16 protein-coding genes and 3 pseudogenes are annotated in these 19,492 nt (G+C 64.1%); 4 read left to right on the top strand and 15 right to left on the bottom strand.

The annotated features are described in order from the left end of the window. Positions 1-54 precede the first annotated feature (54 nt). Together H8A95_RS00305 and H8A95_RS00300 are read left to right on the top strand one after the other, a co-directional pair. Positions 55-342, top strand: coding sequence for a c-type cytochrome (locus H8A95_RS00305; RefSeq protein ID WP_229181397.1), 288 nt, complete (start codon positions 55-57; stop codon positions 340-342). Beyond that, complete coding sequence (locus H8A95_RS00300) at positions 339-1,265, top strand: substrate-binding periplasmic protein (RefSeq protein ID WP_229181262.1); 927 nt, start codon at positions 339-341, stop codon at positions 1,263-1,265. Before H8A95_RS00305 ends, H8A95_RS00300 begins: the two co-directional genes overlap by 4 nt. Positions 1,266-1,284: 19 nt before the next feature. Here the strand turns inward: H8A95_RS00300 and H8A95_RS00295 are convergent, their stop codons facing one another. The 4 genes from H8A95_RS00295 to H8A95_RS43560 all read right to left on the bottom strand — a co-directional run bounded on the left by H8A95_RS00295 (position 1,285) and on the right by H8A95_RS43560 (position 7,722). Beyond that, complete coding sequence (locus H8A95_RS00295; protein WP_229181261.1) at positions 1,285-2,175, bottom strand: flagellin; 891 nt, start codon at positions 2,173-2,175, stop codon at positions 1,285-1,287. 24 nt (positions 2,176-2,199) lie between these two features. Beyond that, on the bottom strand, positions 2,200-2,445 hold the full coding sequence (locus H8A95_RS00290; protein ID WP_229181260.1) for a hypothetical protein: 246 nt from the start codon (positions 2,443-2,445) through the stop codon (positions 2,200-2,202). 368 nt (positions 2,446-2,813) lie between these two features. Further along, on the bottom strand, positions 2,814-4,268 hold the full coding sequence (locus H8A95_RS00285; protein ID WP_229181259.1) for a short-chain fatty acid transporter: 1,455 nt from the start codon (positions 4,266-4,268) through the stop codon (positions 2,814-2,816). A 52-nt stretch (positions 4,269-4,320) separates the two neighbouring features. Continuing rightward, positions 4,321-7,722 (bottom strand): molybdopterin-dependent oxidoreductase, encoded by a 3,402-nt coding sequence (locus H8A95_RS43560; protein WP_229181258.1) that lies wholly within the window; start codon positions 7,720-7,722, stop codon positions 4,321-4,323. 143 nt (positions 7,723-7,865) lie between these two features. On the opposite strand from H8A95_RS43560, the gene H8A95_RS00275 reads away from it, so the two are divergent. After that, a complete protein-coding gene (locus H8A95_RS00275) occupies positions 7,866-8,543 on the top strand; it encodes a GntR family transcriptional regulator (protein ID WP_229181257.1) in 678 nt (225 codons plus the stop codon). A gap of 19 nt (positions 8,544-8,562) precedes the next feature. Here H8A95_RS00275 and H8A95_RS00270 read toward each other — a convergent pair whose 3' ends face one another. The 7 genes and pseudogenes from H8A95_RS00270 to H8A95_RS00240 form a co-directional block, all read right to left on the bottom strand. Further along, positions 8,563-9,723 (bottom strand): acyl-CoA dehydrogenase family protein, encoded by a 1,161-nt coding sequence (locus H8A95_RS00270; protein WP_229181256.1) that lies wholly within the window; start codon positions 9,721-9,723, stop codon positions 8,563-8,565. A 122-nt stretch (positions 9,724-9,845) separates the two neighbouring features. Further along, entirely contained in the window at positions 9,846-10,613 is a 768-nt protein-coding gene (locus H8A95_RS00265) for a crotonase/enoyl-CoA hydratase family protein (RefSeq protein ID WP_229181255.1), read from the bottom strand. 81 nt (positions 10,614-10,694) lie between these two features. Continuing rightward, positions 10,695-11,476: pseudogene (locus H8A95_RS00260) on the bottom strand (SDR family NAD(P)-dependent oxidoreductase). An 18-nt stretch (positions 11,477-11,494) separates the two neighbouring features. Beyond that, on the bottom strand, positions 11,495-12,745 hold the full coding sequence (locus H8A95_RS00255) for an acetyl-CoA C-acetyltransferase (RefSeq protein ID WP_229181254.1): 1,251 nt from the start codon (positions 12,743-12,745) through the stop codon (positions 11,495-11,497). Positions 12,746-13,000: 255 nt separating this feature from the next. Then, positions 13,001-13,264: pseudogene (locus tag H8A95_RS00250) on the bottom strand (helix-turn-helix domain-containing protein); the annotation flags it as partial. Positions 13,265-13,274: 10 nt separating this feature from the next. Next, positions 13,275-13,607, bottom strand: a complete 333-nt coding sequence (locus tag H8A95_RS00245) for a hypothetical protein (RefSeq protein ID WP_229181253.1) — start codon at positions 13,605-13,607, stop codon at positions 13,275-13,277. A gap of 507 nt (positions 13,608-14,114) precedes the next feature. Next, positions 14,115-16,355 carry an NADP-dependent isocitrate dehydrogenase gene (locus H8A95_RS00240; RefSeq protein ID WP_229181252.1) on the bottom strand — a complete coding sequence of 747 codons (2,241 nt, stop codon included), beginning with the start codon at positions 16,353-16,355 and terminating at the stop codon, positions 14,115-14,117. Between the two features lie 28 nt (positions 16,356-16,383). Between H8A95_RS00240 and H8A95_RS00235 the strand changes: the two genes are divergently transcribed. Continuing rightward, complete coding sequence (locus H8A95_RS00235) at positions 16,384-16,629, top strand: hypothetical protein (RefSeq protein ID WP_229181251.1); 246 nt, start codon at positions 16,384-16,386, stop codon at positions 16,627-16,629. Between the two features lie 240 nt (positions 16,630-16,869). On the opposite strand, the pseudogene H8A95_RS00230 reads toward H8A95_RS00235, so the two are convergent. The 4 genes and pseudogenes from H8A95_RS00230 to H8A95_RS00210 form a co-directional block, all read right to left on the bottom strand. Beyond that, positions 16,870-17,004: pseudogene (locus H8A95_RS00230) on the bottom strand (DUF2867 domain-containing protein); the annotation flags it as partial. A gap of 161 nt (positions 17,005-17,165) precedes the next feature. Further along, positions 17,166-17,744 (bottom strand): TetR/AcrR family transcriptional regulator, encoded by a 579-nt coding sequence (locus H8A95_RS00225; RefSeq protein ID WP_274617358.1) that lies wholly within the window; start codon positions 17,742-17,744, stop codon positions 17,166-17,168. 128 nt (positions 17,745-17,872) lie between these two features. Then, positions 17,873-18,874: an NAD-dependent epimerase/dehydratase family protein gene (locus tag H8A95_RS00215; RefSeq protein WP_229181250.1), complete on the bottom strand. Its 1,002-nt coding sequence runs from the start codon at positions 18,872-18,874 to the stop codon at positions 17,873-17,875. Beyond that, positions 18,864-19,475: a DUF7002 family protein gene (locus H8A95_RS00210; protein ID WP_229181249.1), complete on the bottom strand. Its 612-nt coding sequence runs from the start codon at positions 19,473-19,475 to the stop codon at positions 18,864-18,866. Before H8A95_RS00210 ends, H8A95_RS00215 begins: the two co-directional genes overlap by 11 nt. Between the last annotated feature and the right edge of the window lie 17 nt (positions 19,476-19,492).

The raw sequence follows: 19,492 nt of genomic DNA, 5'->3' as shown, positions 1-19,492 counted from the left end.
AGAGTAACCCTGTTGACGGCGGCGATCTTCGCCGCCGTCGCGGCGGCCTTGATCATGCTGATCCCGGCTGCCGCACAGCAATCCAGTGCACTCGACCTTCCGGGTCAGACCGACCAGGGCAAGGTCACCTACGCCAAGAACTGCTCGCATTGCCATGGGCCCAACATGGTCAACTCCGGCACCATCACGCCGGACTTGCGCGCATTTCCCGACGACAAGACGCGCTTCGTGACCACCGTGAAGCAAGGCAAGAACGGCAAGATGCCGCCCTGGACCGACATCCTGAGCGAGCAGGAGATCGCCGACGTCTGGGCGTTCGTGTCGAGCCGGAGGACCCCATGAGGGCCCGGCTGGCGGCCGCGGCGACAGCCTTGCTTCTCGCCATGTCGACGGCAGCGCATGCCGCCGACGAGCCGCTCAAGGTATGCCTCGACGAGGATCTTCCGCCGCTGTCGGCCCATCATCGCGGCAAGCCGGACGCCGGCTTCGACGTAGCGCTCGCGCAGACCATCGCCGAACGGCTCGGGCGGCCGCTCAAGATCCAGTGGTTCGAGAGCAAGCTCGACGAAGATTCGAGCCCGGCGCTCGAAGCCAATGCGTTGCTGTCGGACGGGCGCTGCTCGCTGGTCGGCGGCTACGCGTTCACCATAGACTCGCTGAAGGTACCCGGCGTCCCGACGGCAAAGCTGCCGGACTTCGACGGCGCCACCCGCGACGATCGCCGCCGGCGGATCCCGATCGGCGTCCTGGTGCCAAGCCAGCCCTACATCTATTCGCCGATGACCGTCGTGCTCGGTCCCAAAGCCAAAGACAAAAAGATCACCGATATCGGCGATCTCTCCGGCCTTCGCCTAACGATCGAAAGCGGCACGTTGGGCGATGCCATTCTGATGACCTTCGACAAGGGCAAGCTGATCGAAGACATCACCCACCTCGTGCCCGGCCGCAGCGACCTGCTGGGAGAGCTCGAGCACGGCGAATTCGACGCAACGCTGCTCGACCTCCGCCGCTTCGACGCCTACCGCGCCAGCCATCCGGATACCAGGATCACCGCTTCGGGCTATTATTATCCGATCGGCGCCAATCGCGGTTACGTTGCGCTCGAAACCGACAAGGCGCTGCTGGAGGCTGTCAACAAGGTGCTGTCCGATCTGCAAGCCAAGGGCACCATCGCCGAGCTCGGCAAGGCGGCTGGCCTCACCTGGCTCGCCCCGCGCGAGCCGATCGTCCTCGGTGATGTCTGGCTGAAGATCCTGAACCGCTGAGCCGCTCGCCGCGGCCCGGCTATTTCAGGTAATTGGCCAGGTTCATGCATTGGATCTTGGCGATCGCCGAATAGGACGCCGTCAGCTGCGCCTGATAGGTCGAAAGCTGCGCCGGCACCGCGGCGACGTCGACGCTGGTGAGGTTGGTCGACAGGGTCTTCGCGAAATTCTGGTAGTCGCTCTGGTTGGTGCTGGCGGTCTCGATCTGCGACGCCGCAGTCGAGAGCTTCGCCTGCACCGTGGACGTTGCATCCAGCGCAGTGCTGGCGACGTCGAGCGCCTGCGAAATATCGCTCGACGTCAACGTCGTGCTGTTGCCGACGTATTTCAAAAGCCGCATCACCTGCTCGAAGGCCGGATTGTCAGCCGTGACGCCGTAGGAGATCGACTGGCTGTCGGACACGCGCACAGATGCGATCTCGCTGTCACCCTTGTAGTAGCTGGTGTCTGTCGTCGTCAGCGAACCGGTGCCGGTCCCATACGTCGACAGATCCGCCGGGGCGGTGTCGGTGCGGGCACCGCTGAAGAGATATTCGCCTGTCGCGATGATGACTGAGAAGCAGAACGACCGCTTGCTGCCATCAGACGTCACCGCCGCCACATACTCGATCTTGGCCGCGCCGGCCTGTGCGAAGATCGGCGGCGTATCGCCGACGAAACCAAAATCGACGCTGCCGACATTGATCGCCTCAAGTAGCGGCGGGCCGAACTGGAAGTCGATCCACTTCACCTCGATGCCGAGCGGCTTGAACGCGTCCTCGACGGTATGACGTTGGCGGACGGCCGGAAACAGGCCGCCCTTCTGCGTGCCGATGCGGATCTCGGCCGGCTTGTCCTCGGCCCTCGCCGGAGCGACGGCAAATGCCGACAGCGCCAGTGCGGCTGCAAGAATGGTACGTCTGGTCGTCATGACAGTCCTTTCAAAGGTTGCCGTTCAGATGTTGCGTGAATTCGATGATGGCTGACCGCGCGTCTGGCGGCGCTGCAAGTGCGCCCTCACCGCGCGCTCCGCGGCGCGTGCGGAGCCGAAATAGCCGCCGTCGAGGCCGTCAAAGGCGCGGTCCGAGGAGAAGAAGCAGAAGCCGCTGGCATCGCTGACAACGATGCCCGCGGTGCGATCCGATACTTCGATGACGTAAGCTTGAGACGTTTGGGCTTTGGAGACTTGTGCTTGGGACATGCGTGCTCGATCGCCGAACGACGGCGCTCCTGTCTGATTGTCGGGTGCTTTGATTTTCTAAGCGATCAACAACAGACGCCGGCCGCCGCCGAGACGCAGCGATGCTGCATGCGGATTCGCATGTCACACATCAGGCTGCGGTGGGGATGTCTCATTGCGGTGACCTTGAACAACGCGGATATCGCGTATCAATATCCGGCCGAACCGCGTCGCGGTCAATGAAATGACTGACCAAAGATGATGGCCCGGCGCGATGCCTTGTTCGCGACGGGCGGAAAAAGCAGCACAGTTTTGGGGACGGCGGGTGCGAACCGCCGAATTTGCGGATATTGGCCGGGCAGTGCGTGCTGCTGCCCGGCCATGATCGCTCAGGGCAGGATCGGCGGGTGATAGGTGAAGGTCGCCATCAGGATCGCCGCCAGCAGCATCACGATCGGGAAGTGGATGAAGAACTGCACCGACGTGTAGCCGATCAGGTCCTTCGACTTCAGGCCGAGAATGCCGAGCAGCGGCAGCATCCAGAACGGGTTGATGAAGTTCGGCAGCGTCTCGGCGATGTTGTAGACCATCACCGTCCAGCCGAGATGCGCGCCGATATCGTTGGCCGCCTTCATGATGTAGGGCGCCTCGATGATCCACTTGCCGCCGGCCGACGGCACGAAGAAACCAAGCAGCGCCGAATAGATTCCGACCAGGAACGAGAACACGGTCGAATTGCTGGAAGCGCCGACGAACCAGTGCGCGATCGTGTCCGACAGTGTGGTGCCGCTGCTGTTCGGCACCTTGGTCAGGATCTGCGCGACGCCGGCATAGAACGGAAACTGCAACAGCACGCCGGAGACACTCGGCATCGCCTTCGAGAACGACTCGACCAGGCTGCGCGGCCGCCAGTGCAGCACGATGCCGAGAATCAGGAAGACGAAGTTGTAGGTGTTGAGCCCCGACAGCGTGATCAGCGGATTACCCGACTGGAACGTCTGCCATAGCCAGCCGGCGGCGAGGACTGCGATCAGGATCGTCAGCACCGGGCTGAACTCCAGCCAGTCGCCCGGACGGGCTGGTTTCCTGACCTCGATGCGGTCATCGTCGAGCGTAACGCCGAGGTCTTCCGCGGTCTTGGCCTGCTCAGGCGCAGGCGTGGTGAAATAGCAGATCGCGGCTGAGACGACGGTCACCATCGCGACCGTGACCATGTTCTGCCAGGTCAGGATGGTTTCCGAGAAACCGATCACGCCGGTGATCGGCAGAAGCGATGCCGGAATGCTCCCGGCATTGGCCTGGAGCTGCGCGGCTGACGACGTGATGCCGAGGGTGAAGCCGCAGCCGAGCCCGAGATAGCCGGCCGCGCCGGCTGCCCGATAGTCGAGCCGGATGTCGGTGCGCCGCGCGATCTTCCGCACCAGGAGGCCGGAGAAGATCAGGCTGAGGCCCCAGTTCAGCAGCGAGAGAACGATGCTGAGCACGCCGACGAAGACCACGGCACCACGCCCGGTCCTCGGCACGCTTGCGAGCCGCGCCAGTACGGCCGCCACCGGCGGTGACATCGCCACGACGTATCCGCCGACCGCGACCAGCGCCATCTGCATCGTGAAGGGAATCAGATTCCAGAAGCCATCGCCGAACGCGCGGCTGACGGCGAGCGGCGAACCGCCGTGCAGGATCCCACCCGCGGCAACCGCAATTACCGCGATCAGGACGAAGACGTACGCATCCGGAAACCGGCGTTCCGCAAACGCCACCAGCGCCTGCGAAAAGCGCGCGATGATATTGTCCGCGACAGGTTTTCGCAGGCTCACTGTTTGGTCATGCGTTGCATTCGTCATCAATCTGATCCCCTTCCGGTGATGCGGTTCGTCTTCAATCTTGATTGGTCATTCAAAGCGCGAGGGTGAGATCGGTGAGCGGCACGGCCTGGCAGGTGAGGCATTGCCCCTCGCTGCCATCGACAGGCCCGAGATGGGTGAACTCCCCAGCGACCACCTCGACTGCGCAGCTCTCGCATTGCCCGACGCGGCAACCGCTCGGCAGCGCGATACCCGCCGCAGCCGCCGCGTCGAGCAGCGTCCCCTGCTCCGGTCCCCAGGAAAAGCTCTGCTTGCTGCTCGTAAGCCGGATGGTTCGCGGCGCGAGATTGTCCGGCACCGATGGCGGCGACACGAAGCTTTCAGCAAAGATGTCGAAGCGCGGCACGCCGAGCGCCGTCACGGCCTCGATCTGCTCCGCAACGAAATCCGGTGAGCCGCAGATGTAGACGAGCGGCCGGCGCGCCACGAGCGGCTTGACCTGTTCGAGATCGAGTCGCCCCTTGCGCAGCGAAAACGAGGCGGCCGCGCCCTGCGCGAGCGGCGTGGAGTAGAACGTCATGCGTTTCAGCCCCGGCGTGCTGGCTTCCAGTTCCGCAAGCCGCTGCGCAAATGGATGCTCGCGGCTGCTGCGGCAGCCATGGAGCAGCAGGATCTCCGGCGCACGTTCTTCCGGTGCTAGATGTTGAAGCGTTTCGAGATGACTGATGAACGGCGTGATGCCGATGCCGGCCGCGAGGAAGACCAGCGGCCGCGGTCCCTTCAATGGCGGCGTGAAGATGCCGCCCGGCGGCTCCAGCAGAACCTCGTCTCCGGCCGCAAGACCATGAAGACGGTCCGGCATGAAGAACGCCGCGTCGCCGCTCCGCACCTCATTGAAGAACCGCCCCTTCACCGCAATCGACAGCGCGTCGGGCAGATCGCACGATCCGGTCAGAGAATAGGCCCGCGCTTCCGCTGTGCCGGGCAGCGCGATCATCACATGCTGGCCCGGCAGGAAGTCGGGCAGCGGGCCGCCGTCAAGCGGCCGCAGGCTGAAGGCGATGACGTTATCGGCCTCGGCGCGGCGCGCGGCAACCGTGAAACGGCGCTGGCCGCTCCAGACGCCGCGGCTTGCCACGGCATCGCGCCTGATCTCGCAGACGATCGCGCGCAGCGGGACGGAGCCGCTGACCGGATCGCGCGCATCGTCGTGCAACACCGCGTTGATGTTGCGGGTGCGGACTCCTGACGCCGCGGAACGATCGCGACCAAGCGGCGGGCAATCCTCCCACCAGCCGAATTCGGCGACGACGACACGATCGTCGAGCGCCGCGTTGAGCCGCACCTTCAGACGCACGACACCGCCTTGCGTCTCCACCACGGCCCAGTCGCCTTCAACAAGCCCGCGCCGCGCGGCGAGTTGCGGGCTGATCTCGACTGCCGGGTCCGGCGACTTGCGCCGCAATGAGGCAATGTGCCGATGCGAGGAGTGAACGTACCATCCGCTTTTGGCGGTGGAGAGCACCAGCGGAAAGCGTTCGTCCGCCGTTGTCGTGAGCGGGCTGCCGACCGGTTCGACATGATCGGGCAACGGGTCATGCCCATGCCCCAGCATCAGCTCCGAATAAATCTCGACCCGGCGCGTCGGCGTCGCAAAGCCCGCTGCCGTGCCGTCCTCGCGCGTGATGGCGTATTTTTCGTCACGGAACGCCTGCGGAAAACGGCGGCCTTCGGGATGCGCGCGCAGATCGTCGACAGCGATGCCGAGCGGCGCGAGTTGATAATTCCAGCCGGCCCTGATGTCGCCGCCGAAGAACAAGTCGCCCATGCCGAGCTTGAGCGCGAGCGCAGCGGCGATCTCGTAGTCTGCCTTCACTTCACCGATCGGATCGACCATACGCGGGCGAAACTGCACGGTCTCGACGGCCTCCTGCGTGATCTCGAACCCGATCTTGAGCGCATCGCGCTCCCACGGCGTGCTGGCCGGCAGAACGAAATCGGCGCTCTCCGCGGTCGGATTCATGAACATGTCGATATGAACCTGGAATTCCAGCGCATTCAGCGCGGCCTTGTTGCGCTCGGAATGGCCCTGCGAGACGACGAAGTTGGTGCCGAAGGCGACCAGCGCACGCACGCGGTAAGGCTCGCCCTCGAGCACAGCCCGGCTGAAATCGCGCGCCGTGATCCAGCCCTTCGCCGGCGGACCGAGCGGCAGTTCGGCAATGCCCAGCGCCTTGGCCTGCTGCTCCGGCGGCAGGATGTTGTAGTCGTTGAGGGCACGCGTCGGCGGCGGCACCGGCCAACGGTTGCCGCCGGGCCGATCGCAGGCGCCGGTCAGCGCGTAGAGTGTCGCGATCGTACGCTCGATAGCGGTTGCGTTGGTGTGCTGGCCGACGCCGGTCCAGGAATGATAGGCAAGCCGCGGCCGGGCCGCGAGCAGCGCGTTGAACGCGTCAATGTCCTCGATGGGCAGCCAGGTTAGCTCCGCCACACGCGCCGGCGTGTAAGGCGCAGCGCGCTCGGCCAGCAATTCGAACGCGGTTGCTGCCGATACCATGCGGCCGTCGCGTGCAAGGATCGACAGCGCGCCGCGTAGCTGGCCACCGCGCTCCGGCGCATAGCGCGTGTCGCAGGCCACAGGCGAGCCCGATGCATCGAGACGAACGAACGCATCGGGCGCGCCATCCGGCCACAACGCATCGGCGCGCAGGAAGCGCCCGGTGGCGCGATCGACCAGCAGCGACCCGTTGGTCCATGCGCTGACGAAATCCGCATCGAAGCTGCCGGTCGCAATGAGGTGACGGATCGCGCCCATCGCAAGCGCGCCATCGGCGCCGGGACGAATGCGCAGCCAGAGATCGGCCTGCTGGCCCGAGCCGTTCGGCTTGGGATCGACGACGACGACCTTGGCGCCGCGGCGCCGCGCATCGGCGATCCGCGTCGCCTGGGCAAGCCAGGTGCGCGCGGGATTGTGGCCCCACAGGATGATCGCATCGGCATTGTCGTAATCGGGAAAGCCGATGCCGCGACCGAAGGTCAGCGCGTGCGCATAGTCCTTGTGCCAGCCGCAGATCTCGACCGCATAGATCAGGTTCGGGCTGCCGAAGCCTCGGATGAAGCGCTCGACCCACTCGAAGCTGTCGACCATCGGCGTGCCGCTTGGCGTGGTGACGCCGAATGCCACCGCCTCGGCGCCGCTCTCGGTTCGGATCCTGCCGAGCCGGTTGGCGATCTCGGTCAGCGCCTCGTCCCAGGACACCTCAACCCAACCCGGATCGGCGGCATCGCGCGGCCGGGTCCGCTTCAGCGGGACGATCAGCCGGCGCGGGCTGCCGACGATTTCGGGGGCGGCGCGGCCCTTGGCGCAGAGCACGCCACCAGTTGGGTGGTTATTTAATACCTCCACGCCGACGAGACGCCCGTCCTCCACCACGGTGACGGCACCGCAGCGCGAACGGCAAAGCGTACAATAGCCGGGTAGCCGCTGTTTCACCGCCGTCTCATGGTCAAGTCAGCCCTTGTGACGCATTTTTGTAATGCGTTACACATTTACGTCATACGCTAGCACTCCCGTCAAGGCTAAGTAATAATCAGGGACGAATCGGAGTTCCCAACGAGAGGCGGCTACGACCACCCATGGACCAGAATTTGCGCGAACAGGTGCTGCAGCGGGTACGAGCCGAGATCATTTCCGGGCAGAGCCTTCCGGGCACAATGTATTCGGTGCCGAGTCTCGCAACGAGCCTCGGCGTCTCCTCGACGCCGGTGCGCGAAGCACTGCTCGAGCTCAGCCGCGGCGGCTTGGTCGAACCGATGCGAAACCGCGGCTTCAAAGTGGTGGAGCCGACGTTGGCCGAGCTGCGCAACTTGTTCGACATGCGCGAGGTGCTGGAGCTGCACGCCGCCGTGCTGGTCGCAGCCAATCCGCCAAAAGATCTACCAACCGCACGCCGCTGGGCCGATGAGATCGCGCGGGCCGTCGAGACCGACGACGTCCAGCTCTATCTGGAAGCCGACCGCGCCTATCATCGCGAGTTCATCGCCGCCGCCGGCAACGAGCTCTTGACCGAGATGGTGATGGGCCTGCGCGACAAGATGCGGCTCTACGGCATCAGCTCACGCGCCGGTCACGAGCGGCAGCAGGCCTCGGTGCCCGAGCACTACCGGCTGATCGAACTCGCGCTCGCCGGCGAGACCGACGCGCTGCCGACTCTGCTGCGCAGCCACATCCGGTCCTGGGAGCCGATCTTCGTCGATGCATTGATGCGTTCGAAGGAGCATGTGCGCGAGCCGCTGCGGCAGGCACGCGGTTGACACGCGGAGCGATGGCCTTCTAGTCCAAAATGCTCTTGTAGTCCTCCGAGAAGACGTCGCGGCCGATGATCAGCCGCATTACCTCGGAGCTTCCGGCCAGGATCCGATTGACGCGCGCATCGGTGAACATGCGGCTGATCGGATATTCATCCATGTATCCCGCGCCGCCGTGCAGCTGAACGCCGAGGTCGAGCATCTTCCACTCGACTTCCGACGACATCATCTTGGCCTTGGCGCCCATATTGCTGGTCAGGCGCCCCGCATTGTGCTCGGCCACGCAGTGATCGACATAGACCTGCACGAGATCGATCTCGGCATCCATCTCCGCCATGCGAAACTGGGTGTTCTGCTGTTCGGCGAGCGGCCTGCCGAACAGCTTGCGCTCCATCACGTAAGCGCGCGTGATGTCGAACGCCTTGCGGCCGTTGGCGATCGATCCGACCGCCGAGATCAGCCGCTCCTCGGCAAGGCCTTCCATGAGGTAGTAGAAGCCCCTGCCCGGCTCTCCCAGCACGTTGGCCTTGGGCACCTTCACATTCTGGAAGAACAGCTCGGCAGTGTCCTGCGCCGGCATGCCCATCTTCTTCAGATTGCGGCCGCGCTCGAAACCTTCCATGCCGCGCTCGACGATCAGAAGCACCATGGCGTGCTTCTTCTCGGCACCGGCGAGCTTGGCCGCCACGATCACGACGTCGGAATTGATGCCGTTGGAAATATAAGTCTTCGAACCGTTGAGCAGGAAATGGTCGCCCTTGTATTCCGCGGTCGTTCGCATGCCCGCGAGGTCTGAGCCCGCACCGGGCTCGGTCATCGCAATCGCCAGGATGGTCTCGCCGCTGACGCATTTCGGCAGGAAGCGGTCGCGCTGCTCCTCGGTGCCGAAGCGCTTGAAATAGGATCCGACCAGGCGGCTGTGCAGCGTGTTGAACCAGCCCTTGCAGCCGGAGCGCGCGGTCTCCTCGATGATGATCTGCTCGTAGCGGAAGTCCTCATCGCCCATGCCGCCATACTTCTCTTCGGGCCAGATCATCAGGAAGCCGAGGTCGCCGGCCTTCTTGAACGCGCTGCGGTCGACGATGCCGGCCTCCCGCCACTCCTCCATGTGAGGCGTGATCTCGCTCGCAAGGAACTTGCGGTAGGAGTCGCGAAAGATGACCTGGTCTTCGGTAAAGCTGCGCATCAATCACCCAATAGCGCTGTCAAGGGCACCGGCCGGCCTACGGCGAGGCACCGGTACAAAAAATTCGAGCGCCGGTTCTGCTTCAATCAAAACCGGCGCTCCGTCATCGAAACAGTCGAGCCTTACTTGCCCTTCCAGTTCGGCGCGCGCTTTTCGGCAAAGGCCGCAGCGCCCTCGCGGGCATCCTCGGAGACGAAGACAGGACCGACGATCTCCTGCTGCTTCTTCCACATCTGGTCTTCCGGCCAGAGCCGGGATTCGACGACCACCTGCTTGGACGCCTTCACGGCGAGCGGGCCGTTGGCGCCGATCGCGGCTGCAAGCTCAAGCGCAGCCTCGAGAGCCGGGCCATCGGTCACGCGGTTGATGATGCCGAGTTGGTGAGCGCGCTCGGCGCCGAAGAATTCGCCGGTCAATGCGAATTCCATCGCCACACGGATCGGCATCTGGCGCGGCATGCGGATCAGGCCGCCGGCCGCAGCCGCGAGCCCGCGCTTCACCTCGGGGATCCCGAACTTGGCGTTGCGATTCGCGACGATCATGTCGCACGACAGCGCGATCTCCATCCCGCCGGCGAGCGCGTAGCCGTCGACAGCCGCGATGAGCGGCTTCTTTGGCGGCGCCTCGGTGAGGCCGGCGAAGCCGCGGCCCGGGATCGACGGCCGCTCGCCCTTCAGGAACCCCTTGAGGTCCATGCCCGAGCAGAATGTACCGCCGGCGCCGGTGATGATGCCGACGCTCAACGCATCGTCGGCGTCGAGCCGGTCGATAGCCGCGGCCACGCCCTTGGAGAGCGCGAGGTTGGCCGCATTCTTGGCTTCCGGCCGGTTCAGGGTGATGATCAGTATCGGTCCGCGGACTTCAGTGAGGACCGGCGTTTCTTCGGACATCGCTTTCGTCTCCTGTTGCCGTACCTATTGTTTGAGCATGATCTTTTCGGAAAACCGCTTCACACTTTTCCGGATCATGCTCTAGCGCGGGGCCATGCGAATGGCCCCGTCGAGGCGGACGTCTTCGCCGTTGAAGTAGCCGTTGGTGATCATGGTCAGCGCCAGCTGCGCATACTCCTCCGGCATGCCGAGGCGCTTCGGGAACGGCACCGACGCGCTGAGCGCGGCCTTGACGTTCTCAGGTGCCCCCTGCAGCAGCGGCGTGTTGAAGATGCCCGGCAGGATGGTGTTGACGCGAATGCCCTCGGCCATCAGGTCGCGCGCGATCGGCAAAGTCATGCCGACGACGCCGGCCTTCGAAGCCGAATAAGCCGCCTGCCCCATCTGACCGTCCTCGGCCGCGACGGAAGCGGTATTCACGACCGCACCGCGCTCGCCGTGCTCGAGCGGAGACAGCGACAGCATGCCCTGCGCCGACTTGGCGATGCAACGGAAGGTGCCGACGAGGTTGATCTGGATGATACGGTTGAAGGCGTCGATCGGGAAGTGCGTGGGTTCGCCGGTCTTCTTGTCGCGGCCGGCGGTCTTCACCGCGTTGCCGGTGCCGGCGCAGTTCACCAGGATGCGCTCCTGGCCGTGGGCCGCGCGGGCCTTGGCGAAGCCCGCATCGACCAACTCGTCGGAGGTAACGTCGACCTTGCAGAACACACCGCCGATTTCCTTGGCGATGGCTTCGCCCTTCTCTTCGTTGAAGTCGAAGATCGCGACCTTCACGCCTTGCGCGGCGAGCGCCCGCGAGGTGGCTGCGCCGAGGCCGGAAGCGCGCCGGTGACGACGGCGGCGACCGATGAATCGAGTTTCATTGCAGTGTCCTTTCGCGATCAGATGCGTTCGATGATGATGGCCGGCGCCATGCCGCCGGCGGCGCACATGGTGACGAGACCATAACGACCGCCGCTGCGTTCGAGCTCGTCGAGCGCGGTGCCGATCAGGATCGATCCGGTCGCGCCGATCGGGTGGCCGAGCGCGATCGAGCCGCCATTGATGTTGACCTTCTCGCGGTTCAGATCGAGGTCGCGGATGAACTTCTCGGCGACGACGGCGAAGGCCTCGTTGATCTCCCAGACGTCGATGTCGTCCTTGGTCAGGCCGGCCTTGGCGAGAACCTTCTTGGCCGCGGGAACCGGTGCGTTGAGCATCAGGGTCGGATCGTCACCCTGGTTGGCATAGGCGACGATGCGGCCGCGCGGCTTGAGGCCGTGCTTCTCGGCATATTCCTTCGAGGTGATCAGCACCGCAGCGGCGCCGTCCACCACGCCCGAGCTGTTGCCGGCATGATGCACGCCCTTCCACTCAAGGCCCGGATAGCGGCGCTGGATCTGCTTCTTGAAGGTGACGCCGTTGCCGAGATCGAAATCGGCAAGCTGCTCGAAGCTCGGCTTCAGCGACGCCAGCCCTTCGGCGGTGGTCTCGGGGCGCGGGAATTCCTCACGACCGAGGGCAACGCTGCCGTCGTCGTTGAGCACGGGAATCACCGACTTGGCAAAGCGGCCTTCATCGATCGCCCGCTTGGCGCGCTGCTGGCTCGTCAGCGCCAGCGCATCGCAGGCCTCGCGGCTGATCCCCTCGCGCGTCGCAATGGCATCGCCGCACACGCCCTGGTGCGACTGCGGGTGAATCTCGTCGAGCGCCGGATTGCCCGAGCCCATCATCCGCGCCGGCTGTCCCGCCTTGGAGCGCTCGGCGGCGAGGACCTGTTGGTAGCTCATCATCTCGGTGCCACCGGCGATGACGCAATCTTCCATGCCAGACATCACCGACGCTGCCGCGAGGTTCACCGAGGTAATGCCGCCGCCGCAGAAGCGATCCAGCGTCGTACCGCTGGCGTTGATGTCGTAGCCGGCCGCGAGCGCCGACATGCGTCCGAGATCGCCGCCCTGCTTGCCTTCCTGGGTCGACGTCGACCAGATGATGTCATCGACGGTCGACGTATCGAGCTTGTTGCGCTCCTTGAGCGCGCCGAGCACCGTTGCTGCCAGTTTCTGCGGGTGCAGGTGCGACAGCGCCCCCTTGCCCGGCTTGCCAACGCCGCGCGGCGTGCGAACCGCGTCAATGATGTATGCTTCAGACATGCGTTTCCCTTTGCTTTGGATGTCTCGTTGTAATGGGCCCGTGCCGACGGTCCCGACCATTTTCCGCAGTTGCCTGCCTCGGAGCAAGCCGAGGCGTCAGCGCTGCGGTGTCACCGCGAGCGGTCCGGCAACCGGGTTGCGCTGGTCGTCGAAATAGCGCGAGTTGATCAGCATGGACGGTTGCGCCGTTTCGCGCGCCCGCTCGTCGGCGCATGCGGGCTTGTCGCGGCTCTCCGCCAACAACGGCGCGCCGGGCGCGGCGGCGTGCGGACCCAGAGCATATTTCTGCTCCTGCGGCAGGTAGATTAACTGGCCGATCTGGGTGAGCGTCAGCGTGAGACGGGAGACCGTGGATCGCGGAAGACCACAGCGATCGGCGATTTCGCGATTGCCCAGGCGTATGCTTCGACCTTCGAAGCAACGCACGATGTCGAATGCGCGCGACACCACCTGGATCACGCGCCGGTTGTCCGTGCCGGCGCTGTCTTGCGCCATCAGTACCTCAGATCGACGTCCCATCGTTTACGCCTCACTCCTCATGTTTGCTACGGGTGAACGAAACCAGCTCTGCTTCGCGCGGAAGGCGGCGATCCGCGACGTCACGGCCAGGCGCGCAACGCGCCGCGGCCTGCGCGCGCGGACTTGTGTGCAGGATCTGGCAGCAGGGATCGGCGCAGGTTGCGCCGGTGATGTTCGCGGTGGTCTTTGCACGCGCGGCAAAACTTGCGGCCTGCTGGACGAAGCCGCGCTTGGCCTGTTCGAGACCGGTCCGCACGGAGCCGATGCGCGGGTGGATTTCCAGCCGAGCGAAGCCGCGACCACGCGGGGCAAGCAGCTTCGTTTCTCTTTGGCCGGCCGGCATCAGGCGGATTCTTTCCCTAGGGTTTTGCCTTAATTAATTGATTAATTAGTTGGCCGGGTGATTAAAGTGGGCGGGCCTCCCTGTCAACCGTCCCTGGCTGCAAGGCACCCCCGCTTTCCGCCGACCGCTCCGTCACACGGCGTTCGCAGATCCGTCGTGAATGCCGTCAGGATGCGACCGCGCGTCGAACGAGCGATCGCGCGCGACCTGGGGCATGCAAAAGCAGCCGCGGGACTGCGCGTCACGGCCCTCGACCGGTCAGCGGGACGGCTTGCCGGCCGATGCAAAACGCACGCGCATGCAGTTGCGATCGACGATCAGGAGACGGTTGGGAGGATTCAACAAGCGCGCAGCCGGCGTCGGAATCGACGCGGCTTCTGGCCGGTGCGGCCGTTACGAGGGCAAACCTAAGCTCTGAAAGCTTGGTGGGCGAACCAGGGCTCCAACCTGGAACCCGCTGATTAAGAGTCAGCTGCTCTACGGGTCAGCTGCCCCCCCCGCAGCCCCCTATGAGTTTCCCATTTGCGCAAGTGTTGCGTTGAACGTAGCGCTCGGGCGCATCACCGCTTCGCATTTCTTTGGATCGGGCAGGTAATAGCCGCCGACGTCCGCGGGGTTGGCCTGGACCGCCGCAAGTTCAGCGACAATCTTCTCTTCGTTGCGGGCGAGCGCCGCAGCCAGCGGAGCGAACAGCGCCTGCAGCGCGGGATCCTCCGACTGAGCAGCAAGCTCCTGTGCCCAGTACATCGCCAGGTAAAACTGGCTGCCCCGATTGTCCAGTTCGCCAGTCCGCGGCGATGGCGACTTCCTGTTGTCCAGCAGCTTGCCGGTCGCGGCATCGAGCGTCCTGGCTAACAGCTTCGCCTTCTGATTGCCGGTCTTCAGGCCAAGGTCTTCGAGGGAGACGGCCAGCGCTAAAAATTCACCCAGCGAATCCCAACGGAGGTGGTTCTCCTCAGCCAGTTGCTGCACGTGCTTGGGCGCAGAGCCGCCAGCGCCGGTTTCGTACATGCCACCACCGGCCATGAGCGGAACGATGGACAGCATCTTGGCCGAGGTGCCCAGCTCCATGATGGGGAACAGGTCAGTCAGATAGTCGCGCAGGATGTTGCCGGTGGCACTGATCGTGTCGAGGCCGCGAATAACGCGCTCCAATGTATAGCGCATGGCGCGCACCTGGCTCATGATCTGGATGTCGAGGCCAGTGGTGTCGTGCTCATGCAGGTACATCTTGACCTTCGTGATGAGCTGCGCCTCGTGCGGACGGTACGGGTCGAGCCAGAACAGCACCGGCATACCTGAGTTGCGGGCACGGTTGACGGCGAGCTTGACCCAGTCCCGGATCGCCGCATCCTTGACCTGGCACATCCGCCAGATGTCCCCCTGTTCGACATTCTGGCTGAGCAGCACTTCGCCGGTGGCAAGATCGGTGATGTTGGCTACACCGTCCTCGGCGATCTCAAACGTCTTGTCGTGCGAACCGTATTCCTCGGCCTGCTGAGCCATCAGACCGACGTTTGGCACGGTGCCCATGGTCTTCGGATCGAACGCCCCGTGCCATTTACAGAAGTTGATCATCTCCTGATAGATGCGGGCAAAGGTGCTTTCCGGCATCACCGCCTTGACGTCCTTCAGGCGGCCGTCGGCCCCCCACATCTTGCCGCCGTTGCGGATCATGGCCGGCATGGATGCGTCGACGATGACGTCATTGGGAGAATGGAAATTGGTGATGCCCTTGGTCGAGTCGACCATCGCCAACTCGGGCCGATGCTCATGGCACGCGTGCAGGTCGCGCTTGATCTCGTCCTGCTTGCTCTCTGGGAGGCTCGCGATCTTGTTGTACAAGTCGACCATACCGTTGTTGACGTTCACGCCTATCTCGTCGAACAATTGGCCGTGCTTGGCGAAGGCATCGCGATAGAAGATCTTCACGCAGTGGCCGAACACGATTGGGTGAGACACCTTCATCATGGTGGCCTTGACGTGCAGCGAGAACATCACACCAGTCTTGTGCGCGTCCTCGATCTGTTCCTCGTAGAATTCCAGGAGCGCCTTCTTGCTCATGAACATCGAGTCGATCACCTCGCGGTCCTGCAGCGCCACCTTGGGCTTGAGCACGATCGTCTTTCCACTCTTGGTAATCAGCTCCATCTTCACGTCACGCGCCTTGTCCAGCGTCATGGATTTTTCGCCGTGGTAGAAGTCGCCATGGTGCATGTGCGAGACGTGCGAACGCGAGGCTTGGCTCCATTCGGCCATGGTGTGCGGGTTCTTGCGCGCATAGTTCTTCACCGCCAGCGGCGCGCGGCGATCGGAATTGCCCTCGCGCAGCACCGGGTTCACTGCGCTGCCGGTGCATTTGGCGTAACGCGCTCGGATCGCCTTCTGCTCGTCCGACGTGGGGTTCTCGGGATAGTCCGGGATATTGTAGCCCTTACCCTTGAGCTCCTTGATCGCCGCCATCAACTGCGCCACCGAAGCGCTGATGTTTGGCAGCTTGATAATGTTGGTGCCGGGTAGCAGCGTCAGCCGGCCCAACTCGGCCAGGTTGTCGGGCACACGCTGCCCTTCGGTCAGGAATTCGGGAAACTCACCGAGGATCCGGGCCGCTACCGAAATGTCGCTGGTAGTGACGTTGATCCCGGCCGCAGTCGCAAATGCCCGCACGATGGGCAAGAACGCGACCGTCGCGAGCGCCGGGGCTTCATCGGTCAGCGTGTAGATGATGGTGGGCCGTGTCGTGCTCATACGCTGGCTTCCTTAGCATGGCGAGGTTTTGGACGACGCAACAGCCTCCGTGCGGCCGGATGCACCGGCGCTGAAGCTACACGTCATTTTGGATAACGATGTAATTGACGGCCTGCTCTCTGTCCTATCGGACAAATTCGATACAGCAGCAAAATCTGGCATCTGTGGTGAACTTCGGCAACTGATTTATGCCCTAAATTCGTCGGCGAGAAGCAGCGACATGAACGACGCGGCGGGCACGGCAAGGATTCCGGAGGCATCGGCGGAGGCATGAGTGCTGAACCGCGATTTTGGGAGGCAATCGGCGCTACGAGCCAACGGGAGCGAAGGGTCACTCCGATCCTTTGCGGCGCTGCCCTCAGACATATTCGCTCCTGTGATAGCTTGTCTAAATGTACCACCTGTCGAAGGCAGGATATGTCGCCATACGAATTGCAAAACACCATCAAATTCGCAGGATGCGCTACGGACCGCTAATGGCCGACTAGAACCACTCGCGACCACCGAAGCAAGCTTAGATCTTCATTGCTCTTGCCGCCTGCTCTAAACTGGCCCGCACAATCATCCGATGAAACGGTGATATCGTCGTAAGATAGATACGCCCCAGCCGGTTATGGCAATGCACCACGGTATCCGCGACCAGCTCGCGCCTATCGCACAATCGACTGCCGGCCACGAGGAGGCGAAGGTTCCTTGAATCTCCTATGCAGTCTGTCACAGCCCCATTTGTTCAAGATATCTGACAGGCAGCTATCAAGTTCGACGCTGCCCCCCATCATACAGGGCCGCCATGCGCGAGACAGCGTGGCGCTAGCGGAGGACCGTCTTGAAGGTCACCGCCATGAACTGGGTGATGGCCGTCTTGTCCTTGTCGACCTTGGTGCGAAGCGCGACGCCTTCCCAGGCGTTCAACAGATAGGACGCGATGACGGAGGCCTTCAGCTCCCGCGAAATCTCGCCCTGCTCCTGACCTTCGCGCACACAGGCCTCGATCCGGCTGGTCCAGCCCTCATAGACCTCGGCGAGGCGTTCCCGAATCAGCTCGTTCTTGCTGGAGAGCTCGGCGCTGAGATTGCCGATCAGGCAGCCCTTTTCATACTCCCACTGCCCGAGCGTCTTGCCGAGCGATTCGAAATACGCCTTCAGCCGCTGGACCGGCGATTTCGACGGGTCGGTGAGCAGTTGAAGCCTTGGCCCGAACCCCTTGAAGTAGAGGTTCAAGACCTCGACGCCGAAGGCTTCCTTGGAATCGAAATAGTTGTAGAACGAGCCTTTCGGCACATCAGCGGCGTCGACGATCACCTGCACGCCGGTGGCGCCAAAGCCGTTCTTGTGAACTGTCTCGAGCCCCATCTCAATCAGCTTGTCGCGCAAACCTGCTTTTGCCATGGAACGATATGACCAGTCGTCTTGCCAAAAGTCAACCGCCCGGAGCTGAGGCGGCTGCCGGCTACGGGACGTGACACAGCAAGGCTGTCGCTCGTCTTAACGGGCAGCGCCAGTGCGAGACGACTGCGCTAGAATGGTCCATTCGGCCACGATATCCGTGGCGCATAACCGAGTTCGCGGCGCGCCTTCTGGTCGTTCACCGTCACCTCCTGGCCGAGAAACCGCACGATCGTCGGCGTCAGCGGCGGCGCATAGGTCCTGCCCGTTACCTTCCAGAGCAGCGCCAGCAGATGGCCGAGCAGCCGCGCCGCATTGAAGCTGATCTCGGCGCGCGGCGGCGCGATCCCGGCGGCGCGGAGCTGCACCTCGAAGAATTCCCGCAGCTCGACCGGCGCGCCATCGGTGAAATAATAGATCTCTCCCGGCCGGCCACGGCGCGCCGCCAGGATGAGGCCCTCAACCGCATTGTCGATGTGGACGGTCGAGATCTCGTGACGGCCGCCCGCGATCCAGCGAAAGCGCCCGCGCGCGATGCCGGCGCGCAGGGACGGGATCAGCGTGTTGCCAGGCCCCCAGACATAGGGAAAGCGGACCACGACGATACCGAGGTCGTCGGCATTAGCCTGCTGCATCTCGCGTTCGCTCTGGACGCGCGACGCGCCGAGCACGCCGACCGGCCTGCCGCGAGGAACGTTCTCGTCGACGTTGCGGACCGGGCCGCTGCCGATCATGACGCCGATGCCGCTCACATAGACGATCCTGCTCACGCCCACGAGGCGTGCCGCCGCCACCACGTTGCGGCTGCCCACGACGTTCACCGCGAACGCCTGTTTCCTGTCCCAGTCCGGAAGATAGGCGCCGGCGTGAAACACCGTGTCGCAGCCGGCCATGCCACCGGCGAGGTCGTCGACGTCGGAAAGATCTCCGGATTGGGCCATGGCCCCCGCCTTGACCACCGCATTGCGCGCGCTCGCTGACCGCGCCAGTGCGACCACTTGAATGCCTCGGGCTACGAGCGCACGGATCAGGTGTCCGCCGACGAAGCCGGACCCACCGGTCACGAACGCCCTGGCCAGCGGACGCGCGACATTGCCGTGACCGCCATCGATGCGAACCGGGTTACCCGCCACGTGATGCTCCCCGGTTGATCGTCTCGACAGCCGTACAGAAATTCATGATGTCGGGGATCGATACCGACGCGACCAGCTCCACCGGCCGGTGCGACGGCGCGCGCGGTCGCCCACCGGGCTCGCATTCCGAACGCCACGCCTCCGTTTGCCAGCGCTGAACCGGCACAATGCTGCGCCGGCCACGCCTGGCAGGTCGACGACGCGCGTTGCCGGTATTGAAAGGTGTTACGCCGAGCGCATCCCCGTAGTGCGCGACGAGCCCCGCGGTATCGATCGACATCAGGCGCTGCGGCCGCCCCCTGGTCGCGACGAGGTGCCGCCTGAGCCGCTCGGGATCGAGCCAGAAGAAGACGAAACCGTTCAGGAGCCGATACCAGTCCGCCGGCGTCAGCGGCCGGTCGAGACAGCGTGCCAAGGCGGCCGGCGGCATCGGCGCCTGGTCCCGGATGTAGCTGCCGTGCCTGGTCATCACGGCCGTCGGCCGATGCGTGCCGCACGCGACCGCGTCGCGATCGAGCAGGTCGGCCGCGCATTTCAGGCCCTCCCGCACGATGCGGTCGAAATTGACCGCATCGGCGAGATGCCAGGCGATCTCCGGCAAGCGACGCTCAGCCACGA

This window comes from Bradyrhizobium oropedii (assembly GCF_020889685.1).
Classification (GTDB): domain Bacteria; phylum Pseudomonadota; class Alphaproteobacteria; order Rhizobiales; family Xanthobacteraceae; genus Bradyrhizobium; species Bradyrhizobium oropedii.
This window is presented reverse-complemented; position numbering and strand designations above follow the sequence as displayed.

Coding starts and splice junctions, on each gene's coding strand:
- H8A95_RS00305 (WP_229181397.1), top strand. CDS start 55: ATGCTGATCCCGGCTGCCGCACAGCAATCCAGTGCACTCGACCTTCCG.
- H8A95_RS00300 (WP_229181262.1), top strand. CDS start 339: ATGAGGGCCCGGCTGGCGGCCGCGGCGACAGCCTTGCTTCTCGCCATG.
- H8A95_RS00295 (WP_229181261.1), bottom strand. CDS start 2,175: ATGACGACCAGACGTACCATTCTTGCAGCCGCACTGGCGCTGTCGGCA.
- H8A95_RS00290 (WP_229181260.1), bottom strand. CDS start 2,445: ATGTCCCAAGCACAAGTCTCCAAAGCCCAAACGTCTCAAGCTTACGTC.
- H8A95_RS00285 (WP_229181259.1), bottom strand. CDS start 4,268: ATGACGAATGCAACGCATGACCAAACAGTGAGCCTGCGAAAACCTGTC.
- H8A95_RS00275 (WP_229181257.1), top strand. CDS start 7,866: ATGGACCAGAATTTGCGCGAACAGGTGCTGCAGCGGGTACGAGCCGAG.
- H8A95_RS00270 (WP_229181256.1), bottom strand. CDS start 9,723: ATGCGCAGCTTTACCGAAGACCAGGTCATCTTTCGCGACTCCTACCGC.
- H8A95_RS00265 (WP_229181255.1), bottom strand. CDS start 10,613: ATGTCCGAAGAAACGCCGGTCCTCACTGAAGTCCGCGGACCGATACTG.
- H8A95_RS00255 (WP_229181254.1), bottom strand. CDS start 12,745: ATGTCTGAAGCATACATCATTGACGCGGTTCGCACGCCGCGCGGCGTT.
- H8A95_RS00245 (WP_229181253.1), bottom strand. CDS start 13,607: ATGCCGGCCGGCCAAAGAGAAACGAAGCTGCTTGCCCCGCGTGGTCGC.
- H8A95_RS00240 (WP_229181252.1), bottom strand. CDS start 16,355: ATGAGCACGACACGGCCCACCATCATCTACACGCTGACCGATGAAGCC.
- H8A95_RS00225 (WP_274617358.1), bottom strand. CDS start 17,744: ATGGCAAAAGCAGGTTTGCGCGACAAGCTGATTGAGATGGGGCTCGAG.